General features: G+C 71.5%; 25 protein-coding genes. 10 read left to right on the top strand and 15 right to left on the bottom strand.

The annotated features are described in order from the left end of the window. Positions 1-49 precede the first annotated feature (49 nt). Complete coding sequence (locus AB0D01_RS25945; protein ID WP_363059234.1) at positions 50-304, top strand: hypothetical protein; 255 nt, start codon at positions 50-52, stop codon at positions 302-304. Between the two features lie 13 nt (positions 305-317). Here the strand turns inward: AB0D01_RS25945 and AB0D01_RS25940 are convergent, their stop codons facing one another. From AB0D01_RS25940 to AB0D01_RS25930, 3 genes are read right to left on the bottom strand one after another with little or no spacing between them, the layout of a single operon-like run. Beyond that, a complete protein-coding gene (locus tag AB0D01_RS25940; protein WP_363059232.1) occupies positions 318-1,391 on the bottom strand; it encodes a hypothetical protein in 1,074 nt (357 codons plus the stop codon). A gap of 37 nt (positions 1,392-1,428) precedes the next feature. Further along, complete coding sequence (locus tag AB0D01_RS25935) at positions 1,429-2,286, bottom strand: chromosome condensation regulator (protein WP_363059231.1); 858 nt, start codon at positions 2,284-2,286, stop codon at positions 1,429-1,431. 47 nt (positions 2,287-2,333) lie between these two features. Continuing rightward, on the bottom strand, positions 2,334-2,912 hold the full coding sequence (locus AB0D01_RS25930) for a TetR family transcriptional regulator (RefSeq protein WP_363059229.1): 579 nt from the start codon (positions 2,910-2,912) through the stop codon (positions 2,334-2,336). 72 nt (positions 2,913-2,984) lie between these two features. Between AB0D01_RS25930 and AB0D01_RS25925 the strand changes: the two genes are divergently transcribed. Together AB0D01_RS25925 and AB0D01_RS25920 are read left to right on the top strand one after the other, a co-directional pair. Beyond that, positions 2,985-4,154, top strand: a complete 1,170-nt coding sequence (locus AB0D01_RS25925; protein ID WP_363059227.1) for an FAD-dependent monooxygenase — start codon at positions 2,985-2,987, stop codon at positions 4,152-4,154. Between the two features lie 194 nt (positions 4,155-4,348). Then, the gene (locus AB0D01_RS25920; RefSeq protein WP_363059225.1) at positions 4,349-5,218 is read left to right on the top strand and encodes an AraC family transcriptional regulator; all 870 of its coding nucleotides are present in this window, start codon (positions 4,349-4,351) and stop codon (positions 5,216-5,218) included. A gap of 36 nt (positions 5,219-5,254) precedes the next feature. On the opposite strand, the gene AB0D01_RS25915 is transcribed toward AB0D01_RS25920, so the two are convergent. Then, positions 5,255-6,475, bottom strand: a complete 1,221-nt coding sequence (locus AB0D01_RS25915) for an alpha/beta hydrolase (protein ID WP_363059223.1) — start codon at positions 6,473-6,475, stop codon at positions 5,255-5,257. Positions 6,476-7,319: 844 nt separating this feature from the next. On the opposite strand from AB0D01_RS25915, the gene AB0D01_RS25910 reads away from it, so the two are divergent. Then, on the top strand, positions 7,320-7,952 hold the full coding sequence (locus AB0D01_RS25910) for a hypothetical protein (protein ID WP_363059221.1): 633 nt from the start codon (positions 7,320-7,322) through the stop codon (positions 7,950-7,952). 45 nt (positions 7,953-7,997) lie between these two features. Here the strand turns inward: AB0D01_RS25910 and AB0D01_RS25905 are convergent, their stop codons facing one another. From AB0D01_RS25905 to AB0D01_RS25885, 5 genes are all read right to left on the bottom strand, one after another. After that, positions 7,998-8,510, bottom strand: coding sequence for a DUF4232 domain-containing protein (locus tag AB0D01_RS25905; protein ID WP_363059219.1), 513 nt, complete (start codon positions 8,508-8,510; stop codon positions 7,998-8,000). 147 nt (positions 8,511-8,657) lie between these two features. Continuing rightward, positions 8,658-9,323: a response regulator transcription factor gene (locus tag AB0D01_RS25900; protein ID WP_363059217.1), complete on the bottom strand. Its 666-nt coding sequence runs from the start codon at positions 9,321-9,323 to the stop codon at positions 8,658-8,660. Beyond that, positions 9,320-10,438, bottom strand: a complete 1,119-nt coding sequence (locus tag AB0D01_RS25895; protein ID WP_363059402.1) for a histidine kinase — start codon at positions 10,436-10,438, stop codon at positions 9,320-9,322. Before AB0D01_RS25895 ends, AB0D01_RS25900 begins: the two co-directional genes overlap by 4 nt. Positions 10,439-10,545: 107 nt before the next feature. Beyond that, on the bottom strand, positions 10,546-11,070 hold the full coding sequence (locus tag AB0D01_RS25890; protein ID WP_363059215.1) for a hypothetical protein: 525 nt from the start codon (positions 11,068-11,070) through the stop codon (positions 10,546-10,548). Positions 11,071-11,213: 143 nt separating this feature from the next. After that, positions 11,214-11,807 (bottom strand): TetR/AcrR family transcriptional regulator C-terminal ligand-binding domain-containing protein, encoded by a 594-nt coding sequence (locus tag AB0D01_RS25885; RefSeq protein ID WP_363059213.1) that lies wholly within the window; start codon positions 11,805-11,807, stop codon positions 11,214-11,216. Positions 11,808-11,911: 104 nt separating this feature from the next. Between AB0D01_RS25885 and AB0D01_RS25880 the strand changes: the two genes are divergently transcribed. The 3 genes from AB0D01_RS25880 to AB0D01_RS25870 all read left to right on the top strand — a co-directional run bounded on the left by AB0D01_RS25880 (position 11,912) and on the right by AB0D01_RS25870 (position 15,279). Continuing rightward, positions 11,912-13,144 (top strand): alpha/beta fold hydrolase, encoded by a 1,233-nt coding sequence (locus AB0D01_RS25880; protein WP_363059211.1) that lies wholly within the window; start codon positions 11,912-11,914, stop codon positions 13,142-13,144. 52 nt (positions 13,145-13,196) lie between these two features. Then, positions 13,197-13,589, top strand: coding sequence for a nuclear transport factor 2 family protein (locus AB0D01_RS25875; protein ID WP_363059209.1), 393 nt, complete (start codon positions 13,197-13,199; stop codon positions 13,587-13,589). 136 nt (positions 13,590-13,725) lie between these two features. Further along, positions 13,726-15,279: a serine/threonine-protein kinase gene (locus tag AB0D01_RS25870; RefSeq protein WP_363059207.1), complete on the top strand. Its 1,554-nt coding sequence runs from the start codon at positions 13,726-13,728 to the stop codon at positions 15,277-15,279. A 32-nt stretch (positions 15,280-15,311) separates the two neighbouring features. Here AB0D01_RS25870 and AB0D01_RS25865 read toward each other — a convergent pair whose 3' ends face one another. After that, the gene (locus AB0D01_RS25865) at positions 15,312-16,055 is read right to left on the bottom strand and encodes a PhnD/SsuA/transferrin family substrate-binding protein (RefSeq protein WP_363059205.1); all 744 of its coding nucleotides are present in this window, start codon (positions 16,053-16,055) and stop codon (positions 15,312-15,314) included. A 177-nt stretch (positions 16,056-16,232) separates the two neighbouring features. On the opposite strand from AB0D01_RS25865, the gene AB0D01_RS25860 reads away from it, so the two are divergent. Next, a complete protein-coding gene (locus AB0D01_RS25860; protein WP_363059203.1) occupies positions 16,233-16,421 on the top strand; it encodes a hypothetical protein in 189 nt (62 codons plus the stop codon). A 102-nt stretch (positions 16,422-16,523) separates the two neighbouring features. Here AB0D01_RS25860 and AB0D01_RS25855 read toward each other — a convergent pair whose 3' ends face one another. From AB0D01_RS25855 to AB0D01_RS25845, 3 genes are all read right to left on the bottom strand, one after another. Beyond that, positions 16,524-17,222 carry a hypothetical protein gene (locus AB0D01_RS25855; RefSeq protein ID WP_363059201.1) on the bottom strand — a complete coding sequence of 233 codons (699 nt, stop codon included), beginning with the start codon at positions 17,220-17,222 and terminating at the stop codon, positions 16,524-16,526. 170 nt (positions 17,223-17,392) lie between these two features. Next, positions 17,393-17,800: a hypothetical protein gene (locus AB0D01_RS25850; protein WP_363059199.1), complete on the bottom strand. Its 408-nt coding sequence runs from the start codon at positions 17,798-17,800 to the stop codon at positions 17,393-17,395. A 252-nt stretch (positions 17,801-18,052) separates the two neighbouring features. After that, entirely contained in the window at positions 18,053-18,502 is a 450-nt protein-coding gene (locus AB0D01_RS25845; RefSeq protein WP_363059197.1) for a spore-associated protein, read from the bottom strand. A 206-nt stretch (positions 18,503-18,708) separates the two neighbouring features. Between AB0D01_RS25845 and AB0D01_RS25840 the strand changes: the two genes are divergently transcribed. Continuing rightward, on the top strand, positions 18,709-18,855 hold the full coding sequence (locus tag AB0D01_RS25840) for a hypothetical protein (protein WP_363059195.1): 147 nt from the start codon (positions 18,709-18,711) through the stop codon (positions 18,853-18,855). A gap of 68 nt (positions 18,856-18,923) precedes the next feature. Here AB0D01_RS25840 and AB0D01_RS25835 read toward each other — a convergent pair whose 3' ends face one another. Then, positions 18,924-19,325, bottom strand: coding sequence for a TIGR03618 family F420-dependent PPOX class oxidoreductase (locus AB0D01_RS25835; RefSeq protein WP_363059193.1), 402 nt, complete (start codon positions 19,323-19,325; stop codon positions 18,924-18,926). A gap of 209 nt (positions 19,326-19,534) precedes the next feature. Then, positions 19,535-20,179, bottom strand: a complete 645-nt coding sequence (locus tag AB0D01_RS25830) for a LysE family translocator (RefSeq protein WP_363059191.1) — start codon at positions 20,177-20,179, stop codon at positions 19,535-19,537. Between the two features lie 350 nt (positions 20,180-20,529). Between AB0D01_RS25830 and AB0D01_RS25825 the strand changes: the two genes are divergently transcribed. Continuing rightward, positions 20,530-22,089, top strand: a complete 1,560-nt coding sequence (locus AB0D01_RS25825; protein ID WP_363059189.1) for a multicopper oxidase family protein — start codon at positions 20,530-20,532, stop codon at positions 22,087-22,089. Positions 22,090-22,216: the final 127 nt, after the last annotated feature.

The raw sequence follows: 22,216 nt of genomic DNA, 5'->3' as shown, positions 1-22,216 counted from the left end.
GGGCACGACCCCTGGGCGCGGCCGCGGGCCGGGGCGCTAGCGTGGGCCCATGACGCGATGGGAACCGGCGAGCCCGCCCGGCGGCGAGGAACCTCCTCTGTCCGCGCTGGAGATCACCGAGACGGAATGCAGGCAGTGCGGAACGCTGATCGCCGGGTTGAACGGCAGATACGCCTGCCCGCTGTGCGGATGGGTGAACGACCACTCGGAGGGGCACGCCGCCCTGCCGACGGCCGAGGAGGATCCGGACCACCCGGCCCGCAGACCCCGTAGGGCGGCCCGACGCGGCACCCCCTCGCGGTAGCGGCGGGTCGGGCTCAGGCCAGGGCCCAGCGGTCGACCCGTCTGCCGCGCCGGGTGAGCCAGGTGCCGTCGTCGAGGGGGGTCACCGTGTGGCCGGCGCCCGCGTGCTCCGGGTAGTCGAGACGGCCGTGCGGACGGAGGGTGTCCGCGTCGCACAGCCAGTGCGTGCCGCGCCCGCCCGCGTCGCCGGCGCGCGGGCCGATGCTCAGGATGAACCGCTCGGCGTCCAGCGGGTACGGATGCGTCAGGCTCGGGTTCCCCCGGTCGGCGAGCAGGTCCCCGAGGTCGTACGCCGCCACGCGCGCGGACGTCTCGGTGTCGTACGCCGCCAGCTCGTCGGCCTCCGGCACCCCGCCGAAGCCCTCGGCCCGCCGCACGGTGAGCAGTCGGCCCGACCCCGGGAGGAAACCGGTGGCCTCCTCCATCGTCGTCCGGCCGAGCATCCGCGGGCCGTCGCCGTCGAGTGCCATCCAGTAGGTGATCCAGCTGTCCCAGAAGTCCCAGCAGGACACGGCGATCCGGGACCCGTCCGGATGCCACACGTGACCGGCGGTGAGCAGTGCCGGGACGTCCAACGCCTGCCGGCCGACCACCTCGCCGGTCGCGGTGTCGAGCAACAGCAGGACGTCCGGCCCGTACCGGGGCCCCTCGGGACCGTCGCCGACCCGCGCGGCGGGCAGGGAGGGATCGGTGACGAGCGTCGACTTCACCACGGCCGCCAGCGACCCGTCCGGACTCACCGTCACGCCGCCCCGAACCCGGTCGCCGCGGACGCCGTCGGGCCAGATCCCCTCGGACAGTTCCCACCGGGCGGCGCCGTCCGGGGCCAGGCACCACACGCGGAACTCCCCGCACAGCACGAAACCACCGTCGGGCGTGACCGTGCCCCGCGTCACCGACGGCAGTTCCACCCGCGACAGGGGACGCACGGCGCCCAGGGAGAAGAAGGTGTCGCGCCGGTGGACCTCCAGGCTCCGTACCCGGTCCAGGAGGAGCCGGTCGTCGTCCATGGCGTGGATCATGCCCCTGGCGGCCCGCACCGTGGCGACGTGCTTCACGGCGACGCGCCGCGCCCTCGCATCCGTCATGTCCATGATCCTGCCACACGCCCCGGCGGCGGCCTCCTCACCGCTCGGGCGCGTGGACCGCGGACCAGCCGCCGACCTCGCACTGCCCCTGGGCGTCGTTCCCGGTGGCCACGACCGTGCCGTCGGCGCGCAGGCCGAGGGTGTGCGTCGAACCGGCCGCCACGGCGACGATGTCGCGCCAGTGGCCGACCTCGCACTGTCGGTGCCCGTTGTCCCCCGCAGCGAGGACGCGCCCGGTCGCGGTGACCCCGACGGAGTGGTGGCTGCCCGCGTCGAGCGCCACCACGTCCTCCCACTCCTCGACCGCGCACGCTCCGGTGCTCCGGTCCCCGGTCGCGACGGCCCGCCCGTCGGCCCCGAGGCCGACGGTGTGGAGGTACCCGGCCGAGACGGAGACCAGGCCGCGCCACCCCTCGACCGCGCACTGGCCGCGACGGTCGTTCCCCACGGCCAGGGCGCGACCGTCCGCCCGGACACCGACCGAGTGCCAGTCACCGCACGAGAGGGCGACCATCTCGCGCCAGGACCGCAGGTCACACGCCCCCTCAGCGCTCCGGCCGACCGCCGCCACGCGGCCGTTCGCGAGCAGCCCGAGCGTGCGCCGCCAGCCCGCCGCCACGGCCGTGACGTCCCGCCATCCGGCCACGTCGCACTGCCCGTCGCCGTTCCACCCCGTCGCCAGGACCGTGCCGTCGGACCGCAGCCCCACGGTATGGGAGCTGCCCGTGTTCCTCGCGGTGTGGACGTTGCCGGCCGCCACCGCGACCACGTCCTCCCAGTCCTCGACACGGCATTCACCGGCGGCCCCGTGACCCACGGCGAGAACGGTTCCGTCCTCGCGCCGCCCGACCGAATGCCGTCTTCCGGCCGCCAGCGCCGACGAGTGGGCGAGCACCGTGCCTCCTTGGTCCCGGCGCGGGTTCGCGACACGGAGATGTCACCTTACGTCGGGTCGCCGACTCCCCGGCGCAGAGCGGCGGCGACCAGTCCTTCGACGGCCTCGCGCCGTACCGCGCCGCCGTTCACCAGCCCGTCGAAGATCAGCCCGTCGATGCAGGTCAGCAGGGTGTGAGTGCGGTTCTCCACGTCAGCGACGCGGCGCTCGGTGAGGAACCGCCGGACGGCCTCGCGGCCGGCGTTCTCGCGGGGTACGAGGATCTCCCGCAGTTCCTCGTCACGGACGCTCTCGATGGCACAGGCGTGGCGAGCCAGCGAGCGGCGGCGTCCCGCGCCGGTGAGGCGCCGCCGGGTGAGCGCCAACACGCCGTCCACCAGGTCTGCGGGGGTGCGCAGGGGAGCGAGCCCTTCGGCCGCCGCCTGGAGTTCCGCCTGGTCGAGTTGGACCAGGCGGCTCGCGAGCGCGGTCAGCAGCGCGGCGCGGGTGCGGAAGTAGGCCGAGGTGGTGCCGGCCGGCATCGCCGCCCTGCGGTCGACGGCGCGGTGAGTCAGGCCGCGCATTCCGTCGTCGGCGAGGACGTCGAGAGCCGCGTCCGCGAGAAGGGTGCGTCGATCCGAAGCCATGACCCCTTTCTACACCCGTAGAGACTCGGGCTAGAGTCATCTTCTACAGGTGTAGAAAGAGGGGGCTTCGGCATGGGGAACACGGCCGTGGTGGTCGGAGGAGGCATCGGCGGTCTGGCCGCCGCGATCGGCCTGCACCGCATCGGATGGGAGGTGAAGGTGCTGGAGCGCGCGGCCACGCTCGAAGACTCGGGCGCGGGAATCTCCCTGGCCGCCAACGGCCTGAGGGCACTGGACGAACTCGGCGTCGGCCGGGCCGTCCGGGAGGCCGCACGAGGCCAGTACAGCGGCGGCACCCGCACACCCCGCGGCGGCCGGCTGGCCCGCATGGACGGGAGGGCACTGGAGAAGGCCGTGGGCACCCCCATCGTGGGCATCCCGCGTTCCACCCTGCACCGATTGCTGCGCGAGGCCTTGCCCGCCGGCGCCTTGACGGTCGGCGCCCGGGCCCGCGCGGTCGAACGAGCGGGCCCGCGGACCGTGCGCGTCGGCCACGGCGCCACGACCCTGGAAGCCGATCTGGTCGTGGCGGCCGACGGCATCGGCAGCGAGATACGCGGCCGACTCTTCCCCGACCACCCCGGACCGACCTACAGCGGCTCGACGGTGCTGCGCGCCATCACCGAGCACGCGGCCGATCTGCGCACGGACTTCGAGCTGACCTGGGGCAGGGGCACGGAGTTCGGTCACATCGCGTTCCTCGACGGACGGGCCGAATGGCACGCGGTCCTCAGCCTCCCCGCCGGGACGCGGTTCGACGATCCGCTGACCGAACTGCGGCGACGCTTCCGTACCTGGCACGAGCCGATCCCCGCACTGCTCGATGCGACTCGGGCCGAGAGCGTGCTGCACCACGACGTGAACGAACTCCGCACGCCGCTGCCCTCCTACGCGGTCGGCCGGATCGTCCTGCTCGGCGACGCGGCGCACGCGATGACCCCCAACCTCGGACAGGGGGCCTGCCAAGCACTGGAGGACGCGGTCACCCTGGCCGCCGCCCTCGGTGCGGAGTCCACCGTCGAGGCCGCACTGGCCCGCTACGACGCCGTGCGTCGGCCGCGCGGCCAGGCCGTGGCGCGGGCCGCCCGGCAGGCCGGGACCATGGGCCACCGACTGTCCCACCCGTTGGCCGTCGCCCTGCGCAACGCGGCGATGCGGATGACGCCACCGGGCGCCACCATGCGCATGATCCTGCGCCACCACGCCTGGACCCCACCGTCGCTGCCCCGATCCGGATCATGACCCACCCCGAGCCCGTCGGCGCGGGGTGAGCGGTCGCCCGTATCCCTCACACGGAGGCCGCGGAGGCCGCGGGCGAGCGTCGTCGTGTGCCGACGAGCCGTCCTCGACGCACGGGGGCACGATCGGATCGGTTCGCATCGATCGGGCGCGGGCCGGGGAGCCGCTGCCAAGGTTGGGTTCGAAAGGGAGGCCTTGTGATCTCGGCACTGAACCAGCTCGTCGAACTCGTCGAGGAATATCTCGCGGAGGATCTCGACGTCCGCGCCCTGGCGGGGACGCTCGGCACGACCGAGTACCACCTGCGCCGGATGTTCTCCTCGCTGGCCGGCATGCCGTTGTCGGAGTACGTGAGGCGCCGCCGCATGACCGTCGCGGCCGCCGACGTCATTCGGGGCGAGGCTGATCTGCTGAGCATCGCGGTGCGGCACGGATACGGCTCGAACGAGGCCTTCGCCCGCGCGTTCCGGGCCGTCCACGGCGCCGGCCCCGGCGACGTGCGCCGCGACGGAGGCCCCCTGCGCACACAACCCCAACTCAGGTTCCGCCTGACCGTCGAAGGAAGCATCCCCATGGAAACCCGCCTCGTCGTCCGACCCGCGTTCCGCCTGGTCGGGCATGCCACCCGGGTCCCCCTCATCCACCAGGGCGTCAACCCGCACATCCAGGCGCACATCGCCGCACTGCCCCCGGAGGAGCACCTCAGGCTCAAGGCCCTCGGCGACACCGACCCCGCGGGCCTGCTCCAGGTGAGCGACGGGCTCGACCCGGACGCGACGGAGGGCAGCGAACTGACCTACCTCCACGGAGTCGCAATGGACCGGGCCACACCGCTCCCGGCAGACCTCGACGCGATCGAGGTACCGGACGGCACCTGGGCCGTCTTCCGCACCAGCGGGCCGCATCCGCAGGCCCTGCAGACGACCTGGGCGGCGACCGCAACCGACTGGTTCCCCTCCAACCCGTGGAGGTTGCGTCAGGGTCCCTCCATCGTCGCCACCCTCGACCGCGCGCCCGACTTCACCACCGCGACCTGCGAACTGTGGCTCCCCGTCGAACCGGTGTGAGCTCCCGCACCGCATCCCCACCCGGGTTGAGTGCGATCAGCGCGACGCGCTCGTACGGAGGAAGTCGAGGAGGATCTGACGACTCGTCTGGGAGGTGAGGCTGCCGTAGACGTCATCGAAGGCGTGCTCGGCGAAGGGGAGCTCCTTGACCGTGACGTCCACACCCTTGTCGCGCAGCGAGGCGCCGAAGCCCTTGACGGTCCCCGGACGGGCACTTCGGTCGCGGTCTCCCACGACGAGCAGCGTGCGCTGGAGCCCCTCGCGGAGGTCGGTGGTGGGGGAGACCTCTCGGTAGCGCTCGGGGTGGTCGTCGGGAGTGCCGCCGGTGAAGAGTTCCGCGGCCTCACGGGTACCGGCGACGTCCTGCTCCCACATGCCCCTGACATCGGTTCCGGGATAGAAGCCGACAACCGAGTGCGGGGGCCTGGGAGTGGGGCCGTCGGTGGCCCGCAAGGTGCCGTTCTGGAGGCGGTAGGCCGTGTTCATGGCGAGCGTGCCGCCGGCCGACATACCGCCCAGTGATATGCGGGAGGGATCGATGCCGTAGCGATCGGCGTGCTCCTGCGCCCAGCCCAGGGCTGCCATCAGGTCGTGCGGGGCTTGGTCCCAGGTGGGGCGTGCGGGTGTCGCCAGGGTGTAGTCGACGGCCAGGACCGTCACACCGTGGTCCGCCAGCCACCGGCCGGTGCCGCGCAGGTCGCTCTTGTCGAAGGTGTGGAAGCCTCCGGCATGGGCGAGCACGACGGCGGGCGCCTTGCCACCGGGGCTCACCTTCGCCCGGTACACGTCCGCCTCGAGCCGCTCGCCGTCCCGGGTGGCATAGACCTGGGTCGTGTCCGGGGCGGCGTCCTCGCGGGGGCCGAGGCCGCTGAAGACCTGGCCGAACGAGACCCTCGTGCCGGCGTCGCGCGCGGCGGCGAACTGAACGGCGCCGATGACCAGAGCGGCGATGGCCGACAGAGCGGTCACCGCTGTCAGGGCCCGCCCCCAGCGCGCCGGGCCACGCCGCCATACGAGGCAACCCAGGGCCGCGCCTATGCCGGCCAGGAGCGCCACGTGGAAGGGATACTGGCCGCCGATGACCGGGCCGATGACGCCCGCCTTGGGAACGGCCGGAAAGTACGCGCCCAGCATGATCGTGGCTGTCAGGAAGGCGATGATCGAGGCGCTCAGGGCGACAACGACCAGCAGCGACTTCCCGATGATGCGGACGGGCGTGGCCTGCGGAGCAGGTGTCGGGGGCGTGGCGAGGGACATGGTCGGTTCCTTGGGCGTATGGAGAGCGGGCCGTCCGTGATGACGGTGTGTCCGGAGCGTGCGTCACAAGATTCGCTTCGAGTCCCTGTCATCCGCGTCCCCCGCAGGAGCCAACCTGCGGCGTAGCTCTTTAGGGGTACGCGGGCCTTCGAGCCCCCGCGACGGCCCCCGTCGCACCGCCTGCGGGTCAATCGGCCGGTCCGTCCCCCCGGGCCGCCGACGGACCCGACGCGTCACCCCGTGTCGGCGTACATCCGTATCCGCTCAGGACGGCATCACCGAACGGCCTCTGTGGCGCGGTGCCACTCGCTCAGATCTCCGCCCAGTGCGGTACCTCGGATGCCGATTCGACCCAAGCCGGCATCTGCCCGAGAGCAGCATCGACATCCCCTCGGCCACTCGGGCGAAGGTCCGCTTGCCAGACCGGGCCACTCTCCTTTCCCATGGCCAGAACTCTGGCCCAGCCCTGCTCATGGACGGCACAGTCGGCCCAGCGATCCCCTGCCTCGGCGGTCACCCTCGCGTCGGCCATCCTCTTGCGTCCAGGCCTGTCGGGAAGCGCATCAATCGGTTTGAGCCACAGCACGAGCCGGATGCCTCTGCCCCGGTATCCAGGTTCGTTCTCCACGAACCACGCCTGAAGCCATTGAGGCAAGTCGGTCATGTTGCTCCCCCTCGGTCTGCCGACGGCACGGTGTCATGCTTGCAAACCGGAGGAGCCGCACCCGTCACAAGATCAGAGACAGAGCCGCCGACGTAGTCAGCGTCTTGGGGGAGACAAGGGGGCGGCGTAATCAGGAGGCGCTCCGGGCGGGGATGCGGCACACTCCGCCGAGTGATCGTGATGCATCCCGTCCTGGAGATCTACGCCTCTGACGGTTTCGACCTCTGGCCCGTCGCCGAGATCCAGCCGTTCGGCTTCCTGCCCCTCAGCGGTGAGCTCTCACCCGCTGAGGTCGGGACGGCGGTGATGCGCATCGCGGGTTGCAACGACATCGACCCCGACGGCGACCGCCCGCCTCGTCCGGCCGACGCACTCGGCTCGTTCCTCCACGGACTGATGACCTTCGACTGCCTCTTCGCGGCCGGCGGTCTTTGGGTCACCGACCATTCCACAGGCGTCTCTTTTCTGCCGGGCTGCTGCGACGGACTGGAGGACTGGCGTGACTGGCACCGGCTCGTCAACGACGGCAGCCCGCTCGGCTTCGGTCACGACCCCGTGTCACCGCTGGCGGAGCGCTTCGGCGACACGGTCCGGCTCACTGTCAACGCCGAGCAACGCCGCAGTCCGGTGATCGAACTGTCCGTCGCCGAGCTTCGCCACCTGCTCGCCGGGGTCGAGCGCGACCTGGTCGACTTCCTCGCACTGGCAGCCGAATGGGCCTCCGGACACCTGTCCAGCCACTTCCGGCCCGTCGCAGCCGCCCTTGCCCGTGTTCTCGACCTTCCAGCTTCGGCCGCACCGTCGGATTCGTAGGACGGCGGCTCCGCCGGCGGAGAACCGCCTCCAAGGGATCCGTGCTCAGGCAGTGACCGGGCCGACCGTGAAGCGGTTCGAGCAGATCCGGAAGGCGGCGTCGACGACGGTCGCCTCCGTCGAAGCGGGCGCGTAGACCGACAGGTGCGTGCCCTCGGGCAGGCAGGGGCCGCCGATGGGGCCGTTCGTGGTGTGCAGGACGGCCGTCGCGCGGGCCCCGGGGGCGAGGCGTACGGGCTCCGCCGTCCGGCCGTCCCGCTCGGCCGGGTTGCCGATCCGTCGCAGGTCGGCGTCCAGGACACTGACGCCCGGATACCCGAGGAGGGTGCACGGGCCGCCGCCGACGTTGGTGAAGACGAGCGGTACGTAGAGCTGGCCCGCGCCGACGTCCGGTGTCCCGACGGACACGCCCAGGTCCTCGGCGGCGCAGGTGGGCGCCCCTGCCGCCCCCGGAACCACCGCCCCCGGAGCCGCCGCCGCCGGGACGGCGGACACCAGCGCGGCACCCACCGCCACCGACAGCAGCGCGGGAACCGCCGTACGTGCGAACCTCACCATGACTCACCCCGATCGTCGGAGCCGGCGCGGAAGCCGGACCGCGTGATGGACAGGACCCCCGCCTACCCGCGATGCCCGCCGCCAAGCGGGGCGACCGCACCCGCACCGGTCCGACCCGGCGCCACCCCGGGCCGGATGGGCCCCGGTTCAGGCGAGGCCCGAGGCGATGGCGCGGCGGACGGCGTCCGGACGGTCGCGGATCCCGGCCTTGGCGAACAGGTTGTTGATGTGCGTCTTGACGGTGGCCTCGCTGATGAACAGCCGCTCGGCGATGCCCCGGTTGGGCAGGCCCTGGCCGATCAGGGCCAGCACCTCGCGCTCGCGCGGGGTGAGGTCCTCGGGCAGCGCGCGGTCCGGGGCGGGCGCCTTGACCCTGACGGTGGCGAGCAGACGGTCCTGTACCTCGCGGTCGAGTACGGACTGGCCGGCGGCCGCCGCCCGGATCGCCCGGGTGATGTCCTGGCGTCCGGCGTTCTTGGTCAGGTATCCGCGGGCCCCCGCGCCCAGGGCGCCCAGGATCGAGTCGTCGTCGGCGAAGGTGGTCAGGACGACCACCGCGACCTCCGGATGCTCCTCGGTCAGGCGGCGGGTGGCCTCGATGCCGTCCATGACGGGCATCCTCAGGTCCATCAGCACGACGTCCACCGGGCCGGCGGCGACGGCCGTCAGTACCTCGGCGCCGTTCGCGGCGGCCGCGACGACCTCGATGCCCTCGGACAGGGCGAGGACCGCGGCGAGGGGCTCGCGGACGGCGGCCTGGTCGTCGGCGACGACCACCCTCAACTCCTGCTGATGCGCTGCTTGTCCGGTCATCGCGGGATCACTGCCTCCACTTGCCAGTCGCCCTGGTGCGGGCCTTCGGTGACCGGGCCCGCGGTCAGGGTTCCGCCCAGCAGGGCGACGCGTTCGCGCATGCCGATCAGTCCCATCCCGCTGCCCGCGCCCGCGCCCGGGGCCGCCCGCCGGGTGGCGGGTCGGTTGCGGATCCTCAGCGCGGTCGACTCCGGGGTGAACGCCAGCTCCATGTCGACGGTTCCCCCCGGGGCGTGCCGTGCCGCGTTGGTCAGCGCCTCCTGGGCGATCCTCAGCAGGTCCTGGACGGTCCGGGCGGGCACCTCGTGCTCGTCGCCGGTGACGGTGAGGGCGAGGGCGTCGTGGTGCCCGGAGGACGCCAGCATCGCGGTCAGCGTCTCGCGCAGCGGCAGCGCGTCCTCGCGCAGGGCGTGCACCGTCCACTGCGCCTGCTTCAGGCTCTCCTTGACCAGGCGGTGCGCCTTGGCGTGGGCCTCGCGGACCTTGTCGAGATCGCCCGTCTCGATCAGCGCGTCCGCCAGTTCCAACTGCATGTTGATCCCGGCGAGGGAGTGGGCCAGGACGTCGTGCACGTCCCGGGCGATCCGGCCGCGTTCGGTCAGGACGGCGGTGCGCGCCTCGGCCCGGGCGGCGCGTTCGGCCGACTCGGCCGCGTCGATCGCCGCCCGTACCGCCTGGCGGCGGCTGCGGTTGACGATGCCGATCACGACCGGGGCGCCGGTGGCGAGGCCGAACATCCACGGCAGCAGCTCGTGCCCCGGACCGAGGCGCAGGAACAGCACCGCGCCGCAGAGCAGGCTGCAGAACCCGGCGAGGGCGAGGGCGGGCCGGGTCGCCAGCCGGTATCCGATGTGACCGGAGAGGAAGAAGGCGAAGAGGTAGCCCGTTCCGCTGCTGCTCAGGCCGATCAGTGCGGCCGCCGCGATCACCCCGAGCGTGAGCCAGACGAGGGCGAGGCGCGGGGAGACCCTGTGCTCGGGAAGGCGGCGGGCCAGCAGCGCCAGGGAGTTGACCACGAAGAGGAGGGCCACCACCAGACCCCGGCCCTCGGTGCCCATGGGCCGGATCGTCAGGGCTCCCACGACGACGACCGCGAGGGAGGCCACCCACTGCACGCGCGGGTCGTGCCCGGGAACGGGGCGTGCGCCCGCACCCCGGCCGGTGTCGTCGCCGGGGAGCGGAGCGCTGTGTTCTGCGGGCACACGCCGAAGATACGGCACGGTCAGGCCGCCCCACCGAGCACGGGCACGGCGGTGGCCGCCCGTACCGTCCGGCTGCGGACGAAGATGGTGGCCACTCGGGTGACGACCTCGGTGAGGGCCATCAGGACGAAGGCCGTCACCCATGCCTGCTCGCCGGTGATGTGGTGGGCGAGGCTGAACCGGGCGACGTCGTCGGCGCCGCCGCCGTGCTGCACCCACGTCTGGAACCCCATCCGCGCTCCCATGCCCACGATCCACAGGATCGCCGACACGGCACCCGCCTTGATGAGGAGGTCCCCGTCGAGGGCGCGGATGCGGGTGTACAGGCCTCCCGCGACGCCCAGGGCGGCGCCCACGGCCGTCAGGGTCGCGATCAGCACGAGGTCGTTGCCGGCGGTGGGGACGGAGTCCAGGTACGAGTACGCCACGAAGGCCACGATCCCCAGCGGCAGCAGGAACGTCCTGCGGTCGAGGCGTCCTTCCCGCAGCTGCCGGAAGACGACCAGGAGGAGGGCGATGTCGGTGATCCACTCGGTTGTTGTCATGCCCTCCAGACTGCTGCGACGCCGCCCGCCGCACCTGGACCCGGGGGTGGAGAAGCGGGTGGAGATCCGGCCGCCGGCCGCCGGGTGCCGGAGTCGGCGTCGTGACGGGACGGGAGGGCCGGCGCGCCCCGGCCGCACGGCCCTCAGGCCGGATCCGGCCCCCGCACGCCGCCGAGGAGTCGGTCGACGAGGAGCTCCGGGTAGCCGGTCGTCGGCACGTCGATGCCGAAGATCGCCCGGATGTAGAACGGCGCGATCAACTGGTCGAGGATCTGCTCCACCGGCGGCGCCTCCTCGCCCCGGGCCTCGGCCCGCTCCCGGATCTGCTCGATGGACCGCATGCGGCGCCGGAAATGCAGGCCGCGCTCGTCCTGGGCCTGCGCGCTGTTCGGCATGGACAGGACGACGGCGCGCACCAGTGCGCGGCCCTCGGGCGTGCCCATGCTCGCGACGCTGCCCTCGGCCCAGGAGATGAGGTCACCGCGCAGGCTGCCGGTGTCGTCCAGCGGCGAATCGCGTTCGAGGCGGGTGGTGACCGTGTCGGCCAGCAGTGCCTCCAGGCTGCCCCAGCGCCGGTAGACGCTGGTGTGGTTGACGCCGGCGCGCCCCGCGATCGCGGGGATGGTGAGGCCTTCGCCCTCGGGGTCCGAGAGGAGGTCGATGACCGCCTGGTGGACGGCCGTGCGGACCTGCTCGGGGCTCCTGCGGATGCGTGAGGCGGGTTGTTTCTCAGTCACACCCCCATCGTAAGCACAAATATTTGCTTCCGAGTCGGCGAGGGTCTATGGTCCATCTCGTAAGCACAAATCTGTGCTTGTGGACCCGGTCGGAGGAGACTGCCGTGAAGCCGCTGCTGTTCCCGAACAACGCCCAGTTCTGGTACGAGACCCTGCGCTCGCTGAGCCACATCGCCTACGGCGGCGCCGACTTCGGCGAGGTCGTCTCCACCGGCGAGCGGATCACCGAGGGCGACTACGACAGCTGGTACACCGAATGGTTCGCCACCGCCGAGCGGGTCTCGTCGGAGGCGGAAAAGGCGCTGGCGGCCGGCCACCGCGTCAGCGCCCGCGACGGCTTCCTGCGGGCCTCGAACTACTACCGGTCGTCGGAGTTCTTCCTGCACGGCAAGGACTGCGACCCGCGCCACGACCACGCCTACGACCGTTCCGTGGAGTGCTTCCAGGCCGCCGCCGCCCTCTACACCAGCCCCCTCATCGAGCCGGTCCGGATCCCCTACGAGGACACCACGCTGCCCGGCTACCTCTACCGGGTCGACGACTCGGGCACCCCCCGACCGACGCTGATCATGCACAACGGATTCGACGGCACCGCGGAGGAGATGCACTTCTTCGGCGCGTTGGCCGGCGTCGAGCGCGGCTACACCGTGCTGGTCTTCGACGGCCCCGGAATGCCCGGGCCGCGCCACCACCAGGGCCTGGTCTTCCGCCCCGACTGGGAGAACGTCATCACCCCGGTGATCGACTTCGCCGAGACCCTCCCGGAGGTCGACAACGGCCGCATCGGACTGCTGGGCCTCAGCATGGGCGGAGTGCTCGCCCCCCGGGCCGTCGCCTTCGACCACCGGCCGGCCGCGCTGATAGCCGTCGACGGGCTGTACGACCTCGGCCAGATATCCGTACGCAACATCCCCGGCGGTCGGCAGGAGGCCGAACGCCTCCTGCGCGCGGACGCCGCCCCGGAACTCGACGCCGCCCTGGACCGGATCATGACCGAGGACCCCGTCGCCCGCTGGGCCCTCCACCACGGCATGTACGTCATGGGCGTCGACACCCCCCGCGCCTTCAACGCCTCCTACCTCGACTACACCCTCGCCGACGGCATCGCCGAACGGATCCAGTGCCCCACCCTCGTCTGCGACGCCGAGGAGGACATGTTCTTCCAGGGCCAGCCCGAGCAGCTCTACGACCACCTCACCTGCCCCAAGACGCTCATGCTCTTCACCGCCGAGGAAGGCGCCGGCGCCCACTGCCACCCCGGCGCCATGCGCCTGTCCATCGCCCGCGTCTACGACTGGCTCGACGACACCCTCACCCTCACCGACACCCGCGCCTGACCACCGCCCCACCGGACCGCATCCGCAGCCGCATCCACCCGAAGGACCTCACATGACCCGCACCGGCATCAAGGCCGCCCTCACCGACCTGCTCCTCAACGACGAGATCACCCTCACCGAAGCCGCCGACCGGCACTTCACCCCCGACTACCGCCAGCGCACCGACGGCGAGTGGGCCGACCGTTCCCGGTTCCTCGACCACATCGCCCATCTGCGGACCCTCGTCGCAGCCGGCGAGATCGAGGTCCACGAGGAGCTCCACGACGGCGACCGGTACGCCGACCGGCACACCTGCCACCTCACCAAGAAGGACGGCACGACCGTGAGCATGGAGGTCTACGTGTTCGCCGACATCGCCCCCGACGGCCGCTTCCGACGCATCGAGGAGACCACCCTGATGCTCAAGGGCTCCGAGGCCGACCGTAACCTCGGCAGCGCCCGCTGACCACCCCGACCCCCGCCAAGCGGCGCGCTCCGGGTCACGAGCACGGACAGCCGGGCGGCGACGAGGTCCCGGCGGTTGTTCATACTGATCCGCGAAGGACTGACGGTGTCGAGAGACCCGAGGGGGCGCGGGGATCGTGGTGTTGCCGGTGCGCGTGGGCGCGTACGTCGTGGAGGGCGAACTCGGGGCCGGGGGGATGGGGACGGTGTATCTGGCCCGTTCCCGGGGCGGTCGGCCGGTGGCGGTGAAGGTGGCCCGGCCCGAGTTGGCCGCCGATCCGCACTTCCGCGCCCGGTTCCGGGCCGAGGTCGACGCGGCGCGCAAGGTCGGCGGATTCCACACGGCCCAGGTGGTCGACGCCGATCCCGAAGCCCCGGCGCCCTGGCTCGCGACGGCCTACGTACCCGGACCGACCCTGTCCCGCCTGCTCGCCGAGCGCGGGCCGATGGGCGAGACGGGCCTGCGGCGGTTGGGCGCGGCGTTGGCGGAGGCGCTCCAGGCCGTGCACGCGTGCGGGCTGGTCCACCGGGACCTGAAGCCGGGCAACATCATCATGGCCGAGGACGGTCCACGCGTGCTGGACTTCGGGATCGCCCGGGCCCTGGAGTCGACGCGGCTGACCTCCACCGGTGCCGCGTTCGGAACACCGGGGTTCCTCGCGCCCGAACAGGCGCAGGGGCGGGAGGTCGGACCCGCCGCCGACGTCTTCGCCCTCGGGGCGGTCCTCGTCACGGCCGCGGGAGGCGACCCGTTCGGGGACGGGACGTCGATGATGCTCATGTACCGGGCCGTGCACGAACCGGCCGACCTCAGCGCCCTTCCCCCGGCACTGCGCCCCGTGGTGGCCGACTGCCTGGCGAAGGACCCGGGTGCGCGGCCCTCACCCGAGCGGATCCTCGACCTGCTCACCTCGCCCGAGGCCGGTCCCCGGCGGGCCGGTCCTCGTGGCGAGCCGGTGCCCGCCGCCTCCCGGACCGCCGTGGACGTGCCGCCGACGGTCCCGCCCCCGAACCGGGCGCTGACCGTGACGGCAACCGCGGCAACCGCGGCAACCGCGGCAACCGACGGAGCCGACGGAGCCGCTGAACCGAGCCGCAGGAACCTCCGTACGAAGATCCTCACGGGCTCGGGCCTGGCGCTCGTCGGCATCGGCGCGCTGACCCTCTGGCTGGTCGCGTACGCCCCGTTCACCTTCCCGAAGGCCACGTACGAGGTGGTGCTCCCCGAGGCCCTGCTCGACGGTGCCTACGTCAAGGACCCGGAGGGCAGGTCGCTCCGGGTACCGCAGAAGTCAAGGTTCGGCGAGCTGGAGGGGGTGTACCTCACCGCGGAATACCTCCTCGTCGGCGCGGCGCCGGGCTCCGAAGTGAAGGTGGAGGTCACCGCGGTGTCCGGGCGCTTCAAATTCACCGGGATGAAGCGTGACTCGTTGATCGAGGCATCGACCCTGACGGGCGTCATGCGCGTCCTCGATCCGGCGCGCACGATCCGCGTCCCGGGATCCGACGTCGACATCCGCTGCCAGAGCGTGGTCTCCGCCCCCAACCCCGCCAGGACCGTGTGCGGCTGGGGCGACTCCAACACCGTCGCCGTCGTCGCCTTTCCCGAGAATCCCAGCCTGGACGAAGCCGCATCCCGAACCCATCACATCCGTCAGGCGATCCGCAAGCCGCTCGCTCCCCGATCCTGAGCCGTTGTGCGGCCGGCGCCGCGGTGTGGAGTTCAGCGGGCGACGGCTTCCTCGATGATGCGGAAGATCTCCTCGACGGCCAAGGAATCGTAGGGGGCGAATCCGGAGAAGAGAGTGGAATCGTTTCTCTGTGGCCGGTAGGTCAGCAGGAATTGAAGGACGGCCGAGCTCAGCTGGGGCGAAGCCTCCGTACCGGCGATGAAAAGGGGCGTCGGAAGGTGGTCCCTCCGGGCGATCACGCGGGTGCTTTTCGCGTTGTCCGGGTCTTTCAGCCACACGTCCTCCTGGATGAAGGTCGCGTCCGCCGCGCCGCTCACGACCGCCTCCACCTGGCCCTCGTAGGGCGGTGTGATCACGAGTTCACCGAAGAAGTCGTCGATCCGGAATCCCAGGTCGTGAACCGCCAGCATCGGTGCGAGGAAGCTCGTCGTGCAGAAGCGGTGCGCTATCGCGAGCCGCTTGCCGCGAAGGTCGCCGACAGTGCCGGCGTCACCGGCCGCGGGGACGATGAGCAGGCTCGGGATTCCGGTGGTGCCGTCCGCCGCGTAGAGGGCGCTGGCGATCGGCGTGTAGGCGGGATCGTCGCACAGATGGAAATAATTGAGGACAGGAAGGTACGAGAAGGTCGCCGCGTGTTTTTCGAGCTGCTCGGTCAGCGGACTCATGTCTCCGTGATATCCGGTGACGTGAATCCCGTGTGAAGCGGTGAACGCGGACCATTCCGGTGAATCGACTTCGAGCCTCAGATTCGCGTCGTGCAAGAACGTCGCATTCATCGATCCTCCCGGGCGTACGACAGTCACCCTCCAGTCTTGCCCCTCACGAAGGGGCGGGCGACCGAGGCCGCCGGCTCGCGTTGGCCCTGCGGGGTCGTCCGTTCGTAGGACATCCGGACATCCCGTGCGCGGTGAGGCTGGGTGGACCCATTCGGCCCATCGTCGGGAGGACACCTCATGAAGACCAGCGTCTCGGCGTCGGAGGCCACGCTGCCCCGACAGTCGTCCATGTTCTGGGAGTTGCTCGACACGCGGGAGAGCGTGCCGGGCTCGTCGAAGCGCGGTTGCGCCTTCTGCACCCTGTGTATCGCCGTGGCCCATCGCTCCCGGTCGCCGCACAGGAAGGCCGGATCACCGATCCGGTGACTTCCGGGAGGCCGAGGGCCCGCGAGCGGAGGGCTCCGGTCCAGGTCGGAACCTCCCCGTCCCGAGGGGCGGGGAGCCCTGGCCGGTCGGCCCGCAGAGGGGCTACCGGGTATCGGCCGCGCGGTCCGACGGGGTCGCGGTCACGGAATCGGGGGCCGTCAGGGCCGCGAGCTCCAGGGACCTCAGCAGCGCCTCCCGGTCCGCCGGTACGTACCCCTCCGCCGTGGCGGCGGCGTCCAGCACCTCCCGGACCTCGGCCGCCGTGAGGCCGCGCGCCTCGGCCGCGGCCAACAGGTGGTCCGCCCGCGGCCGGGGGAGGCCGCGCTCGGAGGCGATCAGGTCGCGCAGCGCTTCCTCGCGGACCGCGAAACGGCTCATTCCGCAGTCGAGGCCGTCGTCGTCCAGGTCGTCCGGGTAGGGCGCGCGGGCCCAGGCGCCGTCCTCGTACCAGTACACGCAGCCCAGCTCCCAGCCCTCCAACAGCGCCCGCAGTCGCTCGTACGGGAGCCAGTCCGGCGCCTGCGCCAGCATGTCGATCGCCGGCTCGTGCCATTTGACGGCACTGGACTCGTCCTCGCCGTAGAGCACATAGCGGCCCTCCTGCACCTGCTGGAGCGTCCACCAGGTGCAGCCCCGGTCGTCGAGGTGCAGGCCCTGGCCGTCGATCCACGTGCCGCCGCGGCGCGCACCCCGGGCCTCCGCCTTCGCCGTGGACTCCAGTACGGCGGCCAGTGCCCACCGCGCCCACAACACGTCGGCCGCCGGCAGGTCCTCCGGCCGGCCAGGCCTGTCGATCGCCATTCCCGTCCCCAGTCCGTTCAGTCCTCATGCGGCGTTCCGCACGAGCGCCGAACCGTGATCGTAGAGCAGCGTTCGGGGCGGCGATCCGGAGCGGGCGGCGGACGGCGGCCCACGCCCCGGCGGAAAACCAGGACACCATCGCCCGCCGTCGACGTTGTGGTGAAGCCACCCTAGGGGCGGGCGTCCATGCGGTGGATGATCCTGCCGTCGGGGCCGAAGACGTCGATGAAGTAGCCCTTCTTGAAGGAAGCCCCCTCCTTCGCCATCAGGTGGGCGGTGACCGAAGTGTTCTGCCGGCGGAAGATCGCGCCCTCGGGGTCCGCGTTCCGCGTCCGGATGATCACCCGGGGCACGCCTTCCGGACCCTCCTCGACCTGTATCCCGTACACGTCCGGATCCCCGCCGCCCGCCCGGTAGCGCTCGGCCACGGCGGCGGCCTCCGGGGGAGCGGCCGTGGCCGTGGAAGTCGGACCGGGCATGACCTGCTCCGGGGGTTCGTCCGTACAGCCCACCAGCAGCGCGGCTCCCGCCACCGCCGTCAGCGCCGCCCGGGCACCCCGTCGTGATCCGCGTCCCATCGCCAACTCCCTCGATCGGTAAGGATCAAGCGACCCTACGCGAGGCGGACGGCCGCGCACCCGAGGGAAGAGCGGCGAACGCGCCCTCGCCCCGGCAGGCTCGCCGAGTTCCGCAGGGCGAGTCTGCCGGGGCGAGCCCGACCACGACGGCTTCCGTGCCGTCGTCGGGGTGTGGAGGTCCCGTAGGTCCTGCCCCCGACGACCACACGACCGCACGACCGCACGGAACGTCGCGGTCAGGAGGAGCTCGGGTCAGCGCACTTCGGTGACCCGGTGCTCCTTGCGCGCGCCACAGTTGGAGTTGTACACCTGCACGTGCACGTTGCTGATGCCCCCGCCCCAGTCGACGCAGTGACCCTTGCCGTACACGTAGGCCGGTCCCGCGTACGACGTGTACCGGCCGAAGTCCTCGCCCCGCTCCCAGGTCGCGGGAACTTCGATCCAGAGGGCCATGTCCACGGCCGCACCCGGGTTGTTGCGGATGGTCGCGACGCAGTTCTTGCCGTTCGAGGCGTTGTACGTCAGGTAGACGGTGCCCAGCGAGCCGATGGCGGCCGAGTTCACGGTCTTGTAGGCACTTCCGCAGACCTTCTGCGGCGTGGTGTTGGGCGCGGCGGTGGCGGGCGCCGCCAGTGCGGTCGTGGCCCCCAGGGCCAGGGCGGCGAACGCGGTGGTGGTGACGACGGAACGGGTCAGTTTCATGCTTCCCCCTGGGTGGTCGTTGGAGTCGGTCGCTCCTGCATGCTGGGACATGCGGCACGGCGAAACGGTTGCACCTCCTCGAAAAATAATCTGACGCCATTTCAGCAGCCTCTCGGCCGGCCGACGGACGACCGGTTCGATGCGCATGGAGCAGGGGTTCCGGGGCACACGACGTAGTGTCAGAGCGGTCCATGCCGGGAGGGCACATGTCCGGACTCTTCACGAAGATCAAGCAGTTCAGCCGCAGTCCGCAAGGACAGCGGACGATCGCCTCGGTACGGCGCGCGGCTTCCGACCCGCGCAAGCGGGAACAGGCCGGCGGAATCCTCAGGCGCCTTCGAGGCAAGCGCTGACCCCGGCCCCCCGGGCGCACCTGCTGGGCTGACGCGCCGGCAGGCAGCCGATGACGGGCCGCTCCCGTTCAGCCGACGGGACGGCTGATGCGTTCGGGCAGGATCACGTAGATCACCCGGACCTGGTCGGTGCCCCCGTACCAGGGATAGGGACGGCCGAGGTATTTTCGCGCGAGCGCCTCGATGTGGGCGACCGCGCCCTCGCGCGTCACCCGTACCACCCGGCCGCGGATCTGGACGTAGGACGCCGGATCCGCGGGATCGGACACCGCGACGGCCACCCGCGGGTCGCGTGCGATGTTCCGCGTCTTCTGGTGGGACTCGACGCTGTTGATCAGTACGTGCACACCGTCGGTGTCGACCCAGGTCTGGGTGAGTTGAGGCGAGCCGTCGGGCATCGTCGTCGCGATGTAACAGGTGCTGGGGCGACGCAGCAGCGCCTCGACGTCCTCAGCGAGAGGTACGGGCACGAGGATCTCCAAGCGATTGCCGAACGGTCGCCGTCGCGACCGAGGCCACGGTAGCCATCTCGGCCCCGCCGGCCGGGTTGCCGCCTCCCCGCAGCGCGCCGCGTCAGCCGGTTGGCCGAGCGGCCGCAGGGCCCGGTGCTCAGCCCGGAGGAGGTCGGCAGGCCCGACGAGGCGTTCGCCCTGATCGCGGAGACCTCGCGCCGGGTGAATCAGGCCGAGGCGGGTGTACGGGACAGGGCCGTGCGGATCGCGAAGAAGCCGAGGAGGCCGCCCGCGGCGAACCGCTGAGCGGTCATCACACGGGGGCGGGCCACCAGATAGCCCGACACCCGCGCCGCGCCCAACATGATCAGGGCGTTCACGGCGAGCCCCACGACGATCTGCACGCCACCGAGCTGGAGCAGCTGTGCCCACGCCGGGCCCGCCTGCGGCTCCATGAACTGGGGCAGCAGGGCGGCGTACATGAGTGCGATCTTGGGGTTGAGCAGGTTGGTCAGCAGCCCCATCGAGAACAGGCGCGCGTCGGAGACGCGAGGAAGGTCCTGCGCCGGAGCGAAGGGTGAGCGCCCACCGGGCCTGAGCATGCCCCAGGCGAGATAGGCCAGGTAGGCCGCCCCGGCGAGCTTGACCGCCGTGAAGGCCGCCGGCACGGCGGCGAACAGCGCGGACATCCCCGCGGCCGCGGCCAGCAGGTAGCACACGAATCCCACGGCGGTCCCGCTCAGGCTCACCAGGCCCGCCCTGCGCCCCTGGGTGATCGCGCGGGACGTGAGGTGGATCATGTTCGGTCCCGGAGTCAGCGCCATGCCCAACTCGATGAGGGCCACCCCTCCCACTGCGGCCAGACTGATCACTGTTGAACTCCCCCTTGTTCGATCCGGTACAGCGCGGCGCGGGCGACGCCCGAAGCCGCGGACGGCAGCGACGCATCGGTCACACCCGCGTCGCCCGCCCCAGGATACGAACCTACCGTTCGCCCCTTTCTCCAGTTCGAGGTGCACCGCCTCGTAGAGGGTGGCGCTCCCGAACGGGCTCGGGTCGCCACACGGGACACGGCCTCCGGCGCGCTGTCGTCCGCAGGCCGGTGCGGCGCGTCCGGGCGGGCGAAATCACGACTCATGGGCGTATCTGATGGGATTTCGTCATGAGTGAAGTGATATCAGAGGCCTGGAACACGGATCCGATCTGCTGAGGAGTCACCGTCATGCGGCCTCGACTGAAAGTGCTCTGGGGTACGGTCGCCCTCGCCGCCGCCTTCACGGCGGCCCAGGCCCACCCCGCCGGCGCGTCGTTCGTCGACGCCGGAGTGCGGGCGGACCTCGATCCGTCCTCCCCCCTCGGCCCGCGCCTGGAGGATCCCCCCGAGTACAAGAGCCACAACGGCGTCCTGCGGGCGTCGATCACGGTGGAGCGCAAGAAGGTCCTCGTCGGCAACCAGATGCTGTACGCGCTCACCTACAACGGCCGGTACATGCCACCCACGCTCCGCGTGCGTCCGGGCGACGTCGTCCGGCTCAAGATGACCAACAAAGTGGACCAGGACACCAACCTCCACCTGCACGGCATCCACGTGTCGCCCCGCCCGCCGGCCGACGACATCTTCATCGCCATCAAGTACGGGGAGACGTACGACTACACGTACACGCTGCCCAAGAGCCTGGCGCCGGGCACGTACTGGTACCACTCCCACGCCCACGGCTTCTCGGCCGCGCAGGTCGCGGGAGGCGAGTCGGGCGTCCTCATCGTCGACGACCTCAAGCGGTACCTGCCGCCGGACCTGAGGCACATCACCGAGCACACCATCGCCCTGAAGGACGATCAGGTCGACGGCGACGCCATCAAGACCTCCCCGCTGAGCATGGGGGCACCCACCAACCGGACCGTCAACGGGCAGCAGAACCCCGTCATCCCGATCCGCCCGGGCGAGACGCAGCTGTGGCGGCTGGCCAACATCGGCGCCAACATCTACTACAAGCTCCACCTCGCCGGCTTCAGGTTCCACGTGATCGCCCAAGACGGCCATCCCGTGCACCGCGTCTACGCGGCGGACAGCCTCGTCCTGGCCGCCGGAGCCCGCTACGACGTCCTCGTGCAGGCCCCCGAACGCCCCGGCACCGCGCAGTTGGAGACGCTGCCGTACAACACGGGGTCGGCGGGCAACCAGTTCCCGCAGGCCAACCTCGCCACCGTGGTGACCGGGGGGAAGCCGGTGGAGCGCGCCGCGATCCCGTCCACGTTCGGACCGTACGAGGACCTGGCGCACGCAAAGGTCGCCGGACGCAAGACGATCACCTACACCGAGAACGCGGACGGGACCGAGTTCTTCATCAACGGCAAGACGTACGACCCGGACCGGATCGACTTCACCTCGCACCTGAACACGGTCGAGGAATGGACGGTGCGGAACGACACCGACGAGCAGCACTCCTTCCACGTCCACACCAACCAGTTCCAGTTGATGAGCACCAACGGAGTGCCGACGGACCCCGCGCACGGCTGGTACGACACGGTGACCGTGCCCGTCCGGGGGGCGATCGTGGTCCGCACCCGGTTCCTCGACTACACGGGCAGGACGGTGTTGCACTGCCACATCCTGAACCACGAGAACGCGGGGATGATGTCCGTGCTGGACATCCTCCCCAAGGGCGTTCCGGCGGGCACCCCGAACGGATCCGGCGGCCACGGCGGCCACGGAGGTCACGGAGGTCACGGAGGCCATGGGGGCCACAAGGGCCAGGGCGGGCATTCCGGCCACGGCGCGTGAGATGACGCGGCGCGCACGGCGCCGCCGACGGGTTCTCCCGCACCGCCCTCGGGAGCGGGAGAACCCGTCACCAATCGCCTCCAGCCGCGTCCCCACCCCGTGGGCGGGCGGAGTCCTTCCGGTTCCC

The organism is Streptomyces sp. NPDC048606, assembly GCF_040650855.1.
In the GTDB taxonomy this organism is placed as follows: Bacteria; Actinomycetota; Actinomycetes; order Streptomycetales; family Streptomycetaceae; genus Streptomyces.
The sequence above is the reverse complement of the archived record's forward strand: the minus strand, read 5'-3'. Positions and strand labels throughout refer to the sequence as shown.